This is a genomic window from Leifsonia sp. Y878, from assembly GCF_057669685.1.
The window spans coordinates 666,581-682,485 of record NZ_JBYHFS010000002.1; the positions used below are offsets into that span (position 1 = coordinate 666,581).

The 15,905-nt window shown below is 64.5% G+C and carries 12 protein-coding genes; 8 read left to right on the forward strand and 4 right to left on the reverse strand.

Annotated features, from left to right (window positions below; translation table 11 throughout):
- The first annotated feature begins 72 nt into the window (after positions 1-72).
- Positions 73-3,420, forward strand: coding sequence for an FtsK/SpoIIIE domain-containing protein (locus AC25Y4_RS09270; RefSeq protein WP_488120099.1), 3,348 nt, complete (start codon positions 73-75; stop codon positions 3,418-3,420).
- A gap of 75 nt (positions 3,421-3,495) precedes the next feature.
- On the opposite strand, the gene ald is transcribed toward AC25Y4_RS09270, so the two are convergent.
- Entirely contained in the window at positions 3,496-4,614 is a 1,119-nt protein-coding gene (gene ald / locus AC25Y4_RS09275) for an alanine dehydrogenase (RefSeq protein ID WP_488120100.1), read from the reverse strand.
- A gap of 252 nt (positions 4,615-4,866) precedes the next feature.
- Here ald and AC25Y4_RS09280 point away from each other — a divergent pair, with 252 nt between their 5' ends.
- Genes AC25Y4_RS09280 through AC25Y4_RS09295 form a run of 4 tightly spaced genes read left to right on the forward strand, consistent with a single transcriptional unit; the run spans position 4,867 to position 9,000 of the window.
- Positions 4,867-6,078: an ABC transporter substrate-binding protein gene (locus tag AC25Y4_RS09280; RefSeq protein ID WP_488120101.1), complete on the forward strand. Its 1,212-nt coding sequence runs from the start codon at positions 4,867-4,869 to the stop codon at positions 6,076-6,078.
- 2 nt (positions 6,079-6,080) lie between these two features.
- Positions 6,081-7,280 carry an ABC transporter ATP-binding protein gene (locus AC25Y4_RS09285; RefSeq protein ID WP_488120102.1) on the forward strand — a complete coding sequence of 400 codons (1,200 nt, stop codon included), beginning with the start codon at positions 6,081-6,083 and terminating at the stop codon, positions 7,278-7,280.
- 2 nt (positions 7,281-7,282) lie between these two features.
- Complete coding sequence (locus AC25Y4_RS09290; protein ID WP_488120103.1) at positions 7,283-8,197, forward strand: ABC transporter permease; 915 nt, start codon at positions 7,283-7,285, stop codon at positions 8,195-8,197.
- Entirely contained in the window at positions 8,194-9,000 is an 807-nt protein-coding gene (locus AC25Y4_RS09295; protein WP_488120104.1) for an ABC transporter permease, read from the forward strand. Before AC25Y4_RS09290 ends, AC25Y4_RS09295 begins: the two co-directional genes overlap by 4 nt.
- Before the next feature lie 830 nt (positions 9,001-9,830).
- On the opposite strand, the gene AC25Y4_RS09300 is transcribed toward AC25Y4_RS09295, so the two are convergent.
- Positions 9,831-10,823: an asparaginase gene (locus AC25Y4_RS09300; protein ID WP_488120105.1), complete on the reverse strand. Its 993-nt coding sequence runs from the start codon at positions 10,821-10,823 to the stop codon at positions 9,831-9,833.
- A gap of 3 nt (positions 10,824-10,826) precedes the next feature.
- Complete coding sequence (gene gabT / locus AC25Y4_RS09305; protein ID WP_488120106.1) at positions 10,827-12,200, reverse strand: 4-aminobutyrate--2-oxoglutarate transaminase; 1,374 nt, start codon at positions 12,198-12,200, stop codon at positions 10,827-10,829.
- Positions 12,201-12,292: 92 nt separating this feature from the next.
- On the opposite strand from gabT, the gene AC25Y4_RS09310 reads away from it, so the two are divergent.
- The 3 genes from AC25Y4_RS09310 to AC25Y4_RS09320 all read left to right on the forward strand — a co-directional run bounded on the left by AC25Y4_RS09310 (position 12,293) and on the right by AC25Y4_RS09320 (position 14,147).
- Entirely contained in the window at positions 12,293-12,838 is a 546-nt protein-coding gene (locus AC25Y4_RS09310) for an OsmC family protein (RefSeq protein ID WP_488120107.1), read from the forward strand.
- Entirely contained in the window at positions 12,838-13,350 is a 513-nt protein-coding gene (locus AC25Y4_RS09315) for a GNAT family N-acetyltransferase (protein WP_488120108.1), read from the forward strand. Before AC25Y4_RS09310 ends, AC25Y4_RS09315 begins: the two co-directional genes overlap by 1 nt.
- Before the next feature lie 299 nt (positions 13,351-13,649).
- Positions 13,650-14,147: a CGNR zinc finger domain-containing protein gene (locus tag AC25Y4_RS09320; protein ID WP_488120109.1), complete on the forward strand. Its 498-nt coding sequence runs from the start codon at positions 13,650-13,652 to the stop codon at positions 14,145-14,147.
- Positions 14,148-14,373: 226 nt separating this feature from the next.
- Here AC25Y4_RS09320 and AC25Y4_RS09325 read toward each other — a convergent pair whose 3' ends face one another.
- The gene (locus AC25Y4_RS09325) at positions 14,374-15,717 is read right to left on the reverse strand and encodes an aminotransferase class III-fold pyridoxal phosphate-dependent enzyme (protein ID WP_488120110.1); all 1,344 of its coding nucleotides are present in this window, start codon (positions 15,715-15,717) and stop codon (positions 14,374-14,376) included.
- Between the last annotated feature and the right edge of the window lie 188 nt (positions 15,718-15,905).

Genomic DNA, 15,905 nt, shown 5'->3' on the forward strand with positions numbered 1-15,905 from the left:
GAGCGATCACGGATACACCACCGGTGCTGTTGAATTGCGGATCACGACGCGGTGACCTGCTGTTGTGGGGGAGTGATCGAACCACCGACTGCCGTGCGCATCCCCGAACTGTCGGCCACGCCTGCTCGCGCGGGATTCCCGGTGGTCGCGACAGCTGCCCCTGTTGTGCTGTCCGGAGTCATGTGGATGGTCACCGGTTCCCTGTACATGCTGTTGTTCGCCGTGCTCGGCCCTGTGATTGCGCTGGCGAGCATGGTGGACAACCGGCGCGGGCTGCGCAAGGCCAGGGCTGCGGCACGCAGGCGCTTCGGAGCGGACTGCGCCGACGTCAGGGCGCGGATCGTGACCCTGCACCGGCAGCAGCGCCACGACGCATGGGCGAGGACTCCGTCCGTTGCCATGATCGAGAGTGGCAGCGGTGTCGTGGAGTTCGCGGGGATCGCTAGGGCTGGCGACCGGGGCGAGACGAGCGAGGCTGGCGGCCGGGTTGAGACGAGCGAGGCTGGTGCCGACACCGCGCCGCACGTCGCGGATGCCAGCGCCGCGCTGTCCCGTTGGGAACCAGATGCCCATCCGTTGATTGCCTTGGGGCGGGGGACCGTGCCCAGCGCTTTCGCCGTGGAGAAGCCGGTGAGGGCATCGGACAGTGGAGCCGCGGACGGCAGCGGCATGGAGAGCATGGCCATAGAGGCCGAGGCACGGAGCTGCCCCGACGCCCCCGTCGAGGTTGACGCCGGAGCCGGCATCGGCCTGGTCGGCCCACTGGTCCTGACCCGCTCGTTCGCGAGGGGCCTCGTGCTGCAACTCGCGCACCGCCTGCACCCCGGTCGACTGACGGTTCACGCTCCGCCAAACGACGGATGGACGTGGACACAGGCCTTGCCACACCTGGGGCCGGAACTCGGCCAGACGTCGCCCGGCGATGCCATCAGCCTGGTCGTCAGCGAGGACGCGCGAATGCTGCGCCCTGGCTCGGCCTATGGCTCAACCCCTGGCCCGGCCCAAGGCGAGATTCTCATTGCGATGGCGCCGTCGAGTGAGGCGCTTCCGCCAGGATGCTCGACCATTGTCCGAATCGACGTGCCGAACGACGCACGTATCGTGCGTTCGAACTATCATCCGACTGGCCTGTCCCTCCAGCCCGAACTCGTCGCGGCCAGCCAGGCCCATCAGCTGTCAGTGCACCTGGCAGAGGTGGCAGGAGATCTCGGATTCGGGGCCATGGCGAGGGCGTTGCCCCGTCGGATTGAGCTGCACGAACTTGCGGGGCCGGGCTCTCTGCCTGATCAGCCTGGACCGCGTGGCCTGGCTGAACCGCTTGGCCTGCCTGACCCGCACACCCTGCCCGGCTCGCGCGCGCTTCGTCAGTCGATCCACGGTGAATCAGCGGATGCCATCGACCGCCGTTCCCTGCGATGCCCCATTGCCATGGGCGGCAACGGTGTCCACGTTGTCGACCTCGTTGAGTCAGGCCCGCACGCTATCGTCGCCGGAACGACAGGAAGCGGGAAGAGCGAACTGCTCGTCACCTGGGTGGCCGCGCTCGCTGCGGCGTATCCACCGGATGCCGTCACATTCCTCCTTGTGGATTTCAAGGGTGGAGCTGCATTCGACGACCTCGTGCGACTGCCGCACTGCGTCGGAATCATCACCGACCTCAACGCTGCTGAGGCTAAGCGGGCGCTGGAGAGTCTGCGTGCCGAGATTCGCTATCGCGAGGAATCACTGCGAGACAGCGGAGCCAGGGACATCGCGGAGGACCGGAGCGGCCGGCTGTCGCGACTCGTCATCGTGGTTGATGAGTTCCAGGCGATGCTCGAAGCCTTTCCACCGCTCCATGCGCTCTTCGTCGATCTGGCCGCCCGTGGCCGGTCCCTCGGAATCCATCTCATTCTCTGCACCCAGCGACCCACCGGCGTGGTGCGGGATGCACTCCTGGCCAACTGCAGCCTGCGATTGTCGCTGCGGGTGAACAATGCGGCAGACAGTGTCGCCATTCTCGGTGTCGACGATGCGGTCGGTCTTGCCCAGGGCGACCCAGGTCGATGCCTCATCCGAACGGGCGACAACCTCGTCCTGTGCCAGGTCGCCACGACCAGCAGCACTCACGTCGACAGCATCGTCGCCCGCTGGGCCGATTCCGCACGCGAGTCGGCAGGGGAACCCCGCGCACCCAGACGCCCGTGGCTGGACCCGCTCCCGACTAGGGTGGAACGCGGCGATCTGGCCAGGCTCTTCGGCGGGGCCGGATTAGACGCGGCACGTGAAGCCGGCGGTGCTGGTGGGTCGGGTCGTGCAGGTGGCAGAACACCACCTGCGAACGCCATGCGTTCGTCGAGTCAGACCTCCCTCGTGCTCGGACTCGCGGACGAGCCGGAGCATCAGCGCTACAGCATCGCGCGATACGACCCGGTGGCCGATGGTGGGCTTCTCGTTGTCGGCGGGCCCGGCTCCGGCCGATCGACGCTTATCGCCTCATTGGCTGGCCAGCGCTCTGCTGCTCTCCGCTGCACCATCGTCCCTGCCGACAGCGAGGCGATGTGGGATGCCCTGGTCGATGCCGCTGGGCGGTTGGAGCACGGGCGGGCAGGGCATCGGGTTGATGCTGACGCTGTGGGTCCCTCACCACGGACCCTGTTGCTGTTCGACGACATCGACGCGATTTACGCCACGTGGGGGAGTGACCATCAGGATGCTGCCCGAACACTCTGGGGAGATCTCCTGCGGACGGGACCCGCCAGCGGACTGCATGTCGTGCTCACCCTCGGCCAGCTCACCCCCGCCCTGCAACGCATCGGAGCGCTGTGCCCGAGCACACTCGTGCTGGGCGGAACGAGCCCCGCCGACCTCGTTGCGGCAGGCGCGGACATCACTCTGCACGCCGGATGGGGAGAGTCCGAACAGCCGCCAGGCGCAGCACTCTGGCGCGGGCGTCATGTTCAGCTTCTGGCCAAAGCCACTCACCCCACTCAGCCCACCCATGCCACTTATGACACCCACGAACCGGAGCAACCGCACACCGCCTGGCCGATTCGGCTCGCTGACGAGTCCAACCTGGTCGTGGTGTCCGGCCGGCCGGCTGCCACCTGCGCGTACCTTCGGTCACGAGTCCCCGCGAGTACCTCTGTCTTCGACGTGAGCCGAAGCAATCGCGCCGAATCAGATGAGCGGATGCTCCGCGTCACCGGCACGGGTGCTGCGGGAGAGATTCTGGTGGGAGACGTCGATGCCTGGCAATCGCAGTGGGCGTTGTTTACCGCGCTGCGACGCAACACGATCGTCATACTCGATCACTGCACCCTGGCCGACATCCGCCTCATCACGCGGGGACGCAGTCTGCCACCCCACATCGCGCCGGGCCGACGCCACGTCTGGATACTTCAGCCAGACGGGCTGATCAGTCGCGGAGTATTTGCGTAGGTGTAAGGCAGCCGTGCCGGCTCCCGCCGACTCCGGCCAGCATCCGCTGTTAACTCTGGCCGACGCATCCGCTTCTTACTCAGCGAGCGCATCCGCCAGCTCGCGGTACTCGAGTCCGTGCGCCGCAGCGACGGCCTGGTTGGTGACCGCGCCCCCACTGGTGTTGAGGCCGAGAGCCAACGCCGGATCGGTGCTGAGCGCACTCTTCCAACCAGAGTTCGCCACGGCACGCACATAGGGAAGCGTGGCATTGGTGAGCGCGTAGGTCGACGTGTTGGGAACAGCACCCGGCATGTTCGCCACGCAGTAGAACAGCGAGTTGTGCACGGTGAAGGTCGGGTCAGCGTGCGTTGTTGCATGCGTGTCGGCAAAGCAGCCACCCTGGTCGACAGCGATGTCTACGAGCACGCTGCCCGGTCGCATCCGGGAGACCAGTTCATTGCTGACGAGTTTCGGTGCCTTGGCGCCCGGAATGAGAACCGAACCGATCACCATGTCGGCATTGACCACGGCCCTGTCGATCTCGAAGCTGTTCGAGGCGATGGTTTTCACACGCCCGAAGTTCATCGTGTCCAGTTCCCTGAGTCGGAAGAGGTTGGTGTCGAGCACGGTCACCTCGGCGCCCAGACCGAGGGCGACCTGCATGGCAGCCGTGCCTGCGACACCGCCGCCGAGCACGGTGATCTGCGCGGGGTGGGTTCCGGGAACGCCGGGCACCAGAAGGCCTGGGCCACCGTTCGGCTTCAGCATGGCGTTGGCGCCGACGATTGGGGCCAGTCGCCCTGCAACTTCGCTCATGGGGGCGAGCAACGGCAGGGCGCGGGATGGCAGTTGCACCGTCTCATAGGCGATGGCTGTCACTCCGCCGGCCAGCAGGGCGCGGGTGAGCTCGGGCTCTGCCGCGAGGTGCAGGTAGGTGAACAGCAAAAGATCTTGCCTGAAGTAGGCGTACTCGCTCTCGATCGGCTCCTTGACCTTGAGCAGGAGATCGGCGATCGCCCAGATATCAGCGGCATCTGGGAGGAGCTGAGCGCCGGCGGCGGCATAGCTGGCGTCGGAGATCGACGACCCTGCGCCGGCCCCTGACTGGATGAAGACCTCGTGACCATATGACACGAGTTCGTGCACTCCCGCCGGTGTTATCGCAACGCGAAACTCGTTGTTTTTGACCTCGGTGGGAATTGCGACCTTCATGTGGATCCTCACGTCGTAGCCAGACATCGTCGCCTGTGCTGTCAGCCTACTGCCCTAGAACGGCTGTTTTCGAGGGTGAATGTTGCGTCTATGTACTGATTTCGTTACAAGTTGGGTTCTCGAATATCGATTTGGGCACTAATGCTGTCGGCGGTGTCTCGACTGTGCCAGTATCTATCCACTCGCACTGCCCAGAAATGCCGCCGGGCGCTTTGGTCCGGTCTCGTCTCGTTCACGCAAGGAGATCCATAGATGACTCACCGGCCGATGCCCGCAGACCCGATGATTCAGCAGCTCATCCGCCAGGCTCAACGGGCGCAAATGGGGCGAAGGACGCTGTTGGCCGGAGCAGGAGCCGGTGCTGCCGCTCTCGCGCTCGCCGCATGCTCCACCGGCGCGTCGGCCAAACCGACGGCCGCACCCGACAACTCGGCAACCGACAAGACGCTGAACTGGGACAACTGGGCGCTGTACATCGACATCGACGACGATGGCAACTACCCAACCCTGGACGCATTCACGGCAGAGACAGGTATCAAGGTCAACTACACCGAGGCCGTCGACGACAACAACACTTACTACGGCAAGGTCAAAGACCAGCTTGCGCTCGGCAAGGACATCGGCGCAGACGCCGTGTGTCTCACCGACTGGATGGTCGGCCGATTGATCCGCTTTGGTTTCGTGCAGGAACTCAACCACGCCAACATCCCCAACCTAGCCAACCTCACGCCGTCGTTGAAGGATGTCGACTTCGACCCAGGGCGCTCGATGTCGGTTCCGTGGCAGGGCGGCTTCGCGGGTATCTGCTGGAACAAGGAGAAGCTGCCCGGCGGCCTGGCATCCGTTGAAGATCTGTGGGACCCCTCCCTGAAAGGCCGGGTTGGCGTGCTCTCTGAGATGCGCGACACCATGGGCCTGCTGATGCTCGACGCCGGCGTCGACATCTCGGGCGACTGGACGGAAGACGACTACAACACTGCGATCGACGTGCTGCAGAAGCAGGTCTCTGATGGGCAGATCCGCAATATCAAGGGCAACTCGTACAAGGAAGACCTCGTCAACGAGGACACCCTGGCTGCGATCGTCTGGTCGGGTGACATCACCCAGTTGAACGCCGAGAACGGTGATCGCTGGGAGTTCATCGTTCCGGAGAAGGGCGGCACGATTTGGAACGACAACTTCGTCGTACCGATCGGCTCGGGGCGGAAGACCAACGTTGAAACGCTCATCAACTACTACTACGAGCCAGAGGTGGCGGCTGAGGTGGCTGCCTACGTGAACTACATCACTCCGGTCGTCGGGGCGAAGGAGGCCGCAATGGCCATCGATCCTGAGCTGGCGAACAACCAGCTCATCTTCCCCGACGAGGCAACCCTCGCCAACGCCCACGTGTTCCGTTCGCTCACCGGCGCTGAGGAGCAGAAATACGACGCAGCATTCCAGAGCATCCTGTTGGGGGCGTAGCGATGGCCGGAGGAGCATTCGCCGACCGGGGAGCAGACCTCGAGCTGATCGGCATCCAGAAGAGGTTCCCTGGCTTCACGGCCATCGAGAACCTCGACCTCAAGATTCCGGCAGGGTCCTTCTTCGCGCTGCTCGGACCATCCGGCTGTGGCAAGACGACGACGCTTCGACTCGTGGCGGGGCTGGAAGATCCCACCGAGGGTCGCATCCTGATCGGTGGAACGGATGTCACGGAGCAGAAGCCGTATCGTCGTCCGGTCAACACCGTGTTCCAGAGTTACGCGCTGTTCCCGCACATGACGGTGCTGGAGAACGTGGCCTTCGGGCTGCGGCGACGCAAGATCAGCGACGCCGTGCAGAAAGCACACGAGGCACTGCGCCTGGTAGAGCTCGACCATCTCGGTGCCCGGAAGCCTATCCAGCTCTCCGGCGGCCAGCAGCAGCGAGTTGCGCTGGCCAGGGCCATCGTCAACCGCCCTGCCCTGTTGCTCCTCGACGAACCCCTCGGCGCGCTCGACCTGAAGCTCCGCCGCCAGATGCAGCTGGAGCTCAAGACCATCCAGGAAGAGGTCGGCCTGACGTTCCTCCACGTGACCCACGACCAGGAAGAGGCCATGACCATGGCCGACACCGTCGCTGTCATGAACAAGGGTCGGATCGAGCAGATGGGTGCGCCCGAGCAGCTCTACGAACTGCCCAGGACCGCCTTCGTCGCCAACTTCCTCGGTCAGTCCAACCTCTTCGTCGGTCCTGTCGTTGGTCAAACCAGCGAGGCAATCTCCGTCGACATCGTGGGCTCGAAGGTCGTCGTCCCGACGGCGCGGGCGCACAGGCATGCCGGAAGTATCACCGTTGGCGTGCGGCCAGAGAAGTTGACGCTGCACCGCGAGGTTCCGCTTGACGATGTGAAGCGCAACGTCCTCGGCCCCGGATACGTCACCGACGTGTCGTTCTCCGGTGTGAGCACCCAGTACATCGTCAACGTGCCTGGAATCGGCAGCGTTGTGGTCTTCGCCCAGAACATGGCGTTCGGCCCCGTCGCCCATGAGGGTGACCAGGTGTGGATGTCGTGGGCGATCGAGCACGGCTTCGGCCTCGACGATGACCCGGATGAAACCCCCCGGTTCGCGGCAGACACCGATACGAAGAGCATCGCCGCGCAGAAGCGTGACGACCTCATCACGGAGCTTGAGGGAGCGTAGGGATGGCCTTCGCGGCATTTGCCCCTCAGACAACCGCGGCCGAACCGGCGCCGCGCCGAACCAGCAGGGTGGCTTTCCTGCTGCTCCTGCCCGGCATCCTGTACCTGGTGCTGTTCTTCCTGGCCCCCCTTGTGTCGCTGCTGCTCACCTCGCTGCAGCAACCGGCAGAGTTCGGCGACGTCGGGCAGTTCGCCTACGCATTCAAGTGGGAGAACTACGTCACGGTCATCTCCGACTATTGGCCGCACATCGTGCGCTCGTTCGGCTACGCCCTCGTCGCGACGGTGCTCGCGCTGCTGTTCAGCTATCCGCTTGCCTATTTCATCGGCGTGAAAGCCCGGCGGTGGCCGCTGTTGCAGAGCCTGATGCTGGTGATGGTGATCGCACCGTTCTTCATCAGCTTCCTGCTGCGCACCTTGGCCTGGAAGCAGCTGCTGTCTGACGAGTCGTTCGTGATCACGTCGTTGAAGGCGCTCTCGCTGATGGCACCGGATGCCCATTTCACGGGTACTCCGGCTGCCGTTATCTTCGGCCTCACCTACAACTTCATCCCGTTCATGACGCTGCCGCTGTACACGACGCTTGAGCGGCTCGACCTGCGTTACCTCGAGGCTGGCAGTGACCTCTACGCCAGCCCGTTCCAGGTGTTCCGGAAGGTGACGATTCCGCTCTCGATGCCCGGCATCGTTGCGGGGACGCTGCTCACGTTCATCCCGGCGGCCGGCGACTACATCAATGCCAGCAGGGACTTCCTCGGTGGACCTGACACCCAGATGATCGGAAACGTGATCGAAGCGAACTTCCTGGTGCTGTTGAACTATCCGGCTGCGGCAGCGCTCTCCATCATTCTGATGTCGGTGATCCTCGTCATCGTTGGTGTCTACGTGAAGCGTTCAGGAACGGAGGACCTGCTGTGAAAATCTCCTTCGGCAAATGGCTGTTGCCGCTCTATGCGACCCTCGCGCTCATCTTCCTGATGATCCCGATCGTCTACACATTCATCTTCTCGTTCAATGACTCCATCAAATCGAACATCTCCTGGCGAGGGTTCACGCTCGACAAATGGTTGAACGTCTGCGCCGTGCAGAACGGGGCCGTCTGCCAGGCGTTCGGCAACAGCCTGCTGATCGGCGCCGTCGCCACCCTCATCGCCACCACACTCGGAACCATGATCGCGATCGCGATTGTGCGCTACCGGTTCAAGTTCCGCTCCGGCATCAGCCTGCTGCTGTTCCTGCCGATGGCCACTCCAGAGGTGGTTCTTGGGGCGGGTCTTGCCGCGCAGTTCTTGTCGGTGGGTATCCCGAAGGACATGGTCACGATCATCCTGGCGCACACGATGTTCTGCATCAGCTTCGTCGTTGTGACCGTCAAGGCGCGGGTGGCCGGGCTTGATCCTGCACTCGAAGAGGCCGGCCGTGACCTGTACGGGTCGCCGTCGCAGGTCTTCATGCGCGTGACGTTCCCGCTGTTGTTGCCTGGCATCCTGGCGGCGGCCTTGCTGTCATTCGCGCTGAGCTTTGATGACTTCATCATCACGAACTTCAACTCCGGTTCGGTGACGACGTTCCCGAAGTACATCTACATCTCGGCGGCGCGTGGCATACCGGCGGAAGCGAACGTGATCGCCTCAGCGGTGTTCATCTTCGCGCTGGTGATCGTGGTGACCACGCAGGTCTCCTCGGCGGCGCGCGCCAAGCGGCTGGCGAGGCTCAGCTAGTTCGGCTGGTCGGCTGCCGACCGACCAGCTGCCGACCGACCAGCTGCCGACCGGCCGGCCTCGCTGGCGGATTACCGGTTGGCTGCTGGCGCATAACTCCTGCAATCTGTCGGGCGTGCCAGCTCCCGCCCAGTGTTTCAGAGGTGGTTGAACCGGACGCAGAGTGTTCTGCAGGAGTTATAGAAGAGAAGTCCAGTCGACACGATGGGTTCCGGGTTTCGGGTTCGGGCTTATTCGCGCGCGGGCGAAGATTGGCCCGGCAGATGTGCCGTCGCGCCGGTGCCGCGTGCATAACTCCTGCCATTTGCCGGGCGGGTGATCTGCGAGGCCGTGTTTTCGCGGCAGTCGCAGCAGCCGCGGAGTGTTCTGCAGGAGTTATGCAGCAGACGTCCAGTCGACGCCGTCTCAGTGTCAGCTGTTGTGTGCCGCCGGACCTCAGGTTAGTCATGCACATGGCTCAGTCATGCTCGGGGTTCGGGCTTACCCGGGGTTCGGGCTTACCCGGGCGCGGACCCAGGTCGGCCCGGCATGTTTGTCGTCGCGCGGGTTCTGTGTGCATAACTCCTGCAAGTTGCCCGGCGTGTGGGCTTCCGCCCCCGTGTTTCCGGGGCTGGCTAACCGGCCGAGAGGATTCTGCAGGAGTTATGCAATCGAGGGCAGGCCGGGAGCAGCCGGGAGCAGCCAGGAACAGCCGGGAGCAGCCAGGAGCAGGCCAGGGGCAGGCCGGGAACGGCCAGGAACAGCCAGGAGTAGTAGCCAACGGCGAGAGCAACCGCGAGGAACGGGCCAGCGGGGTTGGGCGCCGCTCGCGGCACCCAACCCTGCCTCAGCTACACGTAGCTCGGCTTGATCTGACCGACGGGGCGGCCGCCACCCTGGACGGCGAGGTGCAGGTCTGGCACCAGCGCATCGACGTCCTCGCGGGCAAGCGCGTCGGCATCCGCCAACAGGCTGAGCGCCACGATCGTCGCTGCCCTCAGGTTGCCGTCGAGCACCTTCAGTGCAACCGTCGTGCCGTCCGGTGCCGTCGCGACGGTGATGCCCTCAGCGCCGTACTTAATGAAGATGCCGAGGCGGTCGATGACCACGGTGTCGGGTTGGCCGGGGCCGGCGATGATCCAGCCGTTGTCGCGCACGGCTTCAGCGAGGAAGCCGGCCTCGCGGTAGATGGCGAATGGCGAGTTCGAGCGGCTCGTGGCGATGCGAGCGATGCCGCGTGCCAGCGCAGTGAGCGAGATCGCGTGCACGGGCGCGCCGCAGCCGTCGATGCCGGACGCCGCGGGGCGTTCGCCCGTGAAGCGCTCGATGACGTCGAGAATCCGCTTCTGCAACGGATGCTCAGGGTGCAGATACCCGTCGATCGACCAGTTGTTCTGCACGCACGCCACAAGCATCGCAGCGTGCTTCCCGGAACAGTTCATGTAGAGCGGGTCTGGACCGAGGCCCTGGCGAACGAGGACGTCCCTGGTCGCCCGGTCATCCGGCCAGGAAGAGGGGCACTCGAGCGCTGCGGACGAGAGGCCGGCGCGGGTGAGGAGCCCGTTGGCCAGTTCGGCGTGCTTGAACGTGCCGGTGTGGCTGGCCGTGGCAATGGCCGCGTCCTCGCCGCGCAGCGTCACGCCGCTCGACATGACGGCGATCGCCTGGAACGGCTTCAGCGCTGAGCGCGGGAAGATCGGGCTGGTGACGTCGCCGAGCGTGCGCAGCACGTCGCCTTCACCGGTCATGACGACGGCAGAACCGGCATGCCGGGACTCAACAAATCCGTTGCGTTCGACGACGGCCAACTCGACGGAGTCGGCGACGCTGAATGTGGCCGCCACGCTCTAGAGGGCCCGGATGGCATCACCGATGACGGACAGGGCGTCAGCGATGAGGTCATCGGTCAGAGCGAGGCTCGGCAGGAAGCGCAGCACGTTTCCGTAGGTGCCAGCGGTGAGAACCAGCACGCCGTGCTGCGCGGCATACGCCGAGATCGCGGTGACGGCAGCGGCGTTGGGTTCCTTCGTCGTGTCGCCCGTGCCAGGCTGGACCAGCTCGATGGCGACCATTGCGCCGTAGCCACGGATCTCGCCGATGATGTCTGTGCTGTTCTTCAGCTCTTCGAGACCCGCCTTGAGGCTCTTCTCGATGCGCTTGCCCTCTGCGAGCAGGTTGTTCTGCTCAATGGCTTCGAAGACGGCGATCGCGGCGGCGCAGGCCACCGGGTTTCCGCCGAAGGTGCCGCCAAGGCCACCGGGCTGCGAGGAGTCCATGATCTCCGCACGACCGGTGACGGCTGCCAGCGGAAGGCCGCCGGCAATGCCCTTTGCGGTGAGGACGAGGTCTGGCACCCAGCCGAAGTGCTCGCTGGCGTAGTACGCACCGGTGCGGGCCATGCCGCTCTGTATCTCGTCTGCGATCATGACGACGCCGTTTGCCGTGCACCATTCCTGCAGTGCGGGGAGGTAGCCGTCGGCCGGAACCATGAATCCGCCCTCACCCTGGATGGGCTCGACAACGAGGCAGGCGAGGTCGCTCGCCCCGACAGCCTTCTCGAGGTAGGCGATGGTGCGAGCTGCGGCATCCGCTCCACTCAAACCGTCGTGATACGGGTAGGAGCTCGGTGCGTGGTAAACATCGCCGGCGAGCGGGCCGTAGCCGGTTGCGTATGGGGCGGCCTTGTAGTTCATGGCCATGGTGAGGTTGGTGCGGCCGTGGTACGCGTGGTCGAGCACCGCGACGGCGCGGCGGCCGGTGTACTTGCGGGCGATCTTCACGCCGTTCTCCACGGCCTCTGCGCCGGAGTTGATGAGGACGGACTTCTTCTTGAAGTCACCGGGGGTGTGCTCGGCGAGCAGCTCTGCGACGCGCACGTACTCTTCGTAAGGCGTGATGGTGAACAGCGTGTGGATGAACTGGCCGACCTGGTTGACCGCGGCATCCACAACACTTGACTCTGTGTGACCGATCGTGGTCACGCCGATGCCGGCTCCCAGGTCGATGAACTGGTTGCCGTCGACGTCGCGGAGGATCGCGCCGTGCGCCTGCTCGATGTAGACGGGCAGCATGGAGCTCACGCCGTCTGACACCGTTGCCAGTCGTCGCTCCTGCAATTCGACAGAGCGCGGCCCAGGAATGGCGGTCACGATACGGCGTTCCTGCGTGACGGTCGTGGCAGCGGATGCCTGGGCAGCGGTGGTTGCGAGAGTTTCAGTCATGATGCTGCAAGTTTACCGACCAGAGGGGCGGGTTCAGACGGATATTCTTGGGGAGAACTGCGATTGGCACCGGTTCAACAGAAGGAGCCCAGATGGACATCGTTCACGACTACACCGTTCAGGTCGAATGGACGGGCAATCGGGGCACCGGAACCAGCACTTATCGGGCATACGGCCGCGAACATCTGGTCAGCGCGATCGGCAAGCACGACATCGAAGGCTCTGCCGATCCGGCATTCAGGGGTAACCCTGAGCGCTGGAACCCAGAAGAACTCCTGCTGGCGGCGCTCAGCCAGTGCCACATGCTGTCGTACCTGCACGCGGCGGCGCAACATGGCGTGACGGTGCTGTCATACACCGACGCCGCCACAGGGTCGATGGAGCAAACGAGAGATGGTGGCGGCCACTTCACGGCCGCCGTGCTCAAGCCGCGGGTGACCATCACGGATGCCGGCCAGATCGACCTGGCCCAATCGCTGCACGCGCAGGCCGCCGCGCAATGCTTTATCGCCTCGTCGGTGAACTTTCCGGTTGGCCACGAGCCGCTGACCGTGGCAGCCGACGCAGCGGACGGGGAGATTGCCGCGGTTCCAGCGGGCCAGGCTCCAGCGGGCCAGGCTCCGGCGGGCAGCGCGTGATGCCCGCCCTGGTGAAGCTCGTCGTTCTTGACGGCACTGCGCTCCGTGCGCTGGCTGACGGTGATCTTGAGGGCGCTGGTGCGCTCACCGGATTGACCTTTCCCTCGTACTTCATCGGCGAGGCCTGGCTATGGCGATTGCACGCTGAGCGGATGCTGCAACACCCGGCATCCGTCGGCTGGCTTGCCCGCGCCGTTGTCCTGCAGTCGACGGGCGAAGTCGTCGGACACGCCGGCTTCCACTTTCATCCGGACGAGACCGGCATGGTGGAGATCGGCTACACCGTGCTTCCTGAACACCGTGGGAGGGGCATTGCAACGGCCGTTGTCGGAGAGTTGCTGAAATTCGCAGCCGACCGCAACGATGTACTGGTCGTGCGGGCCAGCATCAGCCCTGAGAATGTTGCATCGCTGGCCGTCATCGCAAACTGGGATTTCGTTCTCACCGGTGAGCAGATGGATGAAGAAGATGGGCTCGAATTCGTCTACGAGCGTCAACCCCCTCAGGCCTGACCTCTGGGGCATCGCTCCATCCCCTTGTTGCCCAGCGTCGAATCGCGGCTGTCCACTTGTCGTCGCGCGACAGCGGCGCCGCGTCGTCACCTGCCGTGCGCTGCCTGTGTTGCTCGATGGCGCGTTCCAGTTCTCGTTCCCTGCTCTCGACGAGAGACAGTGTGAACCAAGCGAGCGGATTCATGATTCCTCCATCGTCTTCGGCGCCGCCATGCGCATAACATAACCTCCATGACGGTTTTACCGGTTACTAAACGCCACGCTACCGTAACCCGTAAAGTGCGTACACTGGTTATGTGATGGATGGCAGCATTTCAACGAAAGTCGGCGCTCAGCAGTCGCCGGAAGACCTGCTCGTGGACTTTCTCAACACCGTCGACGTGGAGTCGAGTACGGATGCGCTGTCCAGCGAGGCTGCGCTCGCCGAGTGGGCAGGGGCGCGGGAGCTCGAACCGGGCGACTTCGCGGAGACCGTTGCCGTGCGTGACGCGCTGCGCCAGTTGGTCGCCGGGGAGAAGCCGATCCTGCCGAAGGTGTCCCTTGAGCCCTCGTGCGATGGAGGCGGCCTGTCATTGACGTCGGCCACCGTTGCCGAGGCGGCGCTTTCCGCTGCCGTGAGGCTCAGCATCCTGGGCACGATGCCGCGCGTGAAGCTGTGCCAGGCCGATACCTGCCAGGAGGCGTATTTCGATCGCTCCCGAAACGGATCACGGGCGTGGTGCAGCATGGAAATCTGCGGCAACCGGCAGAAGGCGCGGAGCTATCGGAGCAAGGCGCACCCTGACGTGGAGTCCTGAGGCGCGATTCGCGCGTGCGCTGAGGCGCTGAGGTGCTGAGGCGCTGAGGTGCTGAGGCGCTGAGGTGCTGAGGTGCTGAGGTGCTGACGGGCTGACGTGCTGACGTGCTGCGGTACTCCAGGGCTGTCGCGCTGTCGCGTTAAAGCACCGTGAGGCGCCACATTCAGATGTGGCGCCTCACGGTTTTGTTCGACCACAGCGTAGCCGAACGAGAGAGCAAGTCGACCTAGACGGCGGCAGCCGACAAGGCGGTGAGTGCTTCCTCGATGACAGTCGCAGCGTCGTCGATGAGCTCGTCAGAGATCACGACTGACGGCATGATGCGCAGCACGGAGTCCCAGCTGCCGGCGTCGAGCACGATGACACCGTTGGTTGTCGCGTGCTTGAGGATTGCGGTGAGCGCCTCAGGATTCTGCTTCTTCGTGCCGGGGTGCACGAGCTCGACGCCGAACATGGCGCCCTTGCCGCGGACCTCGCCGACGATCGGGAAGCGCTCTGCCCAGTCGCCGATACGAGCCCAGAGTGCCTTCTCGACGCGCTGCGCCTCGGCAATCAGTCCTTCACGCTCAATGATGTCGAAGACCTCGAGTGCGGCAGCGGTCGAAACCGGGTTGCCACCGAAGGTGCCGCCGATGCCACCGGGCTGGACGGCATCCATGATCTCGGCGCGACCGGTGACAGCAGCGAGCGGGAAGCCGCCTGCGATGCCCTTGGCCGTCGTGATGAGGTCTGGCACAACACCGTGGTGCTCGATCGAGTACCACGCGCCGGTGCGCGCAATGCCGGCCTGGATCTCATCGGCAACGAAGACGATGCCGTTCTCGGTGCAGAACTCGGAGAGGCGCTTGAAGTACCCGGGTGCAGGAATGATGACGCCACCGTCGCCCTGGATCGGCTCGACGAAGAACGCCGCGATCTCAGAGGCACCGATGTGGGTGTTGATGTAGTCGATGGTCTTCTCGGCTGCCTCTTCGCCGGACAGGCCGTCGCGGTATGGGTAGCTGATCGGAACGCTGTAGAGCTCTGCGGGTACTGGACCCATACCTGCGCGCTCTGGCCAGGGGCGGTACGTCATGCCCATGGTCAGGTTGGTGCGGCCGTGGAATGCGTGGTCGAGGCTCACGATGGCGCGGCGACCCGTGTACTTGCGCGCGATCTTGACCGCGTTCTCAACGGCCTCTGCGCCGGAGTTGACGAGGATGGAGTGCTTCTCGAAGTCACCTGGGGTGATCTCGGCGAGCTTCTCTGCGACGCGCACGTAGTTCTCGTACGGCGTGACCGTGAACAGGGTGTGCGTGAGCTTGCCGGCCTGGACAGCAGCGGCTGCCGCGACGTCGGGGTGAGCGTGCCCGATCGTGGTCACGCCGATGCCGCAGCCGAGGTCGATGAGCTGGTTGCCGTCGACGTCGACGAGTACTGCTCCCGCGCCGTGGTCCATGTAGATGTTGGCCAGGGTGCCTGCGCCCTTGGAGACGGACTTCACCCGGCGCTTCTGGAGTTCGACCGACTTCGGGCCGGGGAGTTCGGTGACGAGTTTGCGCTGCTGGGGTACTGAGAACGTGCGAGTCATAACATCAAGAGTACGTCGCCCACGTTTCCTGAACATGACAGTCAGGTGTGTGCGGCGTGTGCACAGCGACCCGCCGTTGGTTGAGGAGAACGCGACGGAGGAGCATTCGTCTCGAAACCCAGCGAGCCATCCTTGAGCTGAGCTGAGCTGAGCTGTAGGTGCCTGGACGATCGCCTGCCCAGCGATCA

What these genes read in the sequence shown, in the direction of transcription:
- ald (WP_488120100.1), bottom strand. Translation starts at nt 4,614, where the DNA reads ATGAAGGTCGCAATTCCCACCGAGGTCAAAAACAACGAGTTTCGCGTT.
- AC25Y4_RS09280 (WP_488120101.1), top strand. Translation starts at nt 4,867, where the DNA reads ATGACTCACCGGCCGATGCCCGCAGACCCGATGATTCAGCAGCTCATC.
- AC25Y4_RS09285 (WP_488120102.1), top strand. Translation starts at nt 6,081, where the DNA reads ATGGCCGGAGGAGCATTCGCCGACCGGGGAGCAGACCTCGAGCTGATC.
- AC25Y4_RS09290 (WP_488120103.1), top strand. Translation starts at nt 7,283, where the DNA reads ATGGCCTTCGCGGCATTTGCCCCTCAGACAACCGCGGCCGAACCGGCG.
- gabT (WP_488120106.1), bottom strand. Translation starts at nt 12,200, where the DNA reads ATGACTGAAACTCTCGCAACCACCGCTGCCCAGGCATCCGCTGCCACG.
- AC25Y4_RS09310 (WP_488120107.1), top strand. Translation starts at nt 12,293, where the DNA reads ATGGACATCGTTCACGACTACACCGTTCAGGTCGAATGGACGGGCAAT.
- AC25Y4_RS09315 (WP_488120108.1), top strand. Translation starts at nt 12,838, where the DNA reads ATGCCCGCCCTGGTGAAGCTCGTCGTTCTTGACGGCACTGCGCTCCGT.
- AC25Y4_RS09320 (WP_488120109.1), top strand. Translation starts at nt 13,650, where the DNA reads ATGGATGGCAGCATTTCAACGAAAGTCGGCGCTCAGCAGTCGCCGGAA.
- AC25Y4_RS09325 (WP_488120110.1), bottom strand. Translation starts at nt 15,717, where the DNA reads ATGACTCGCACGTTCTCAGTACCCCAGCAGCGCAAACTCGTCACCGAA.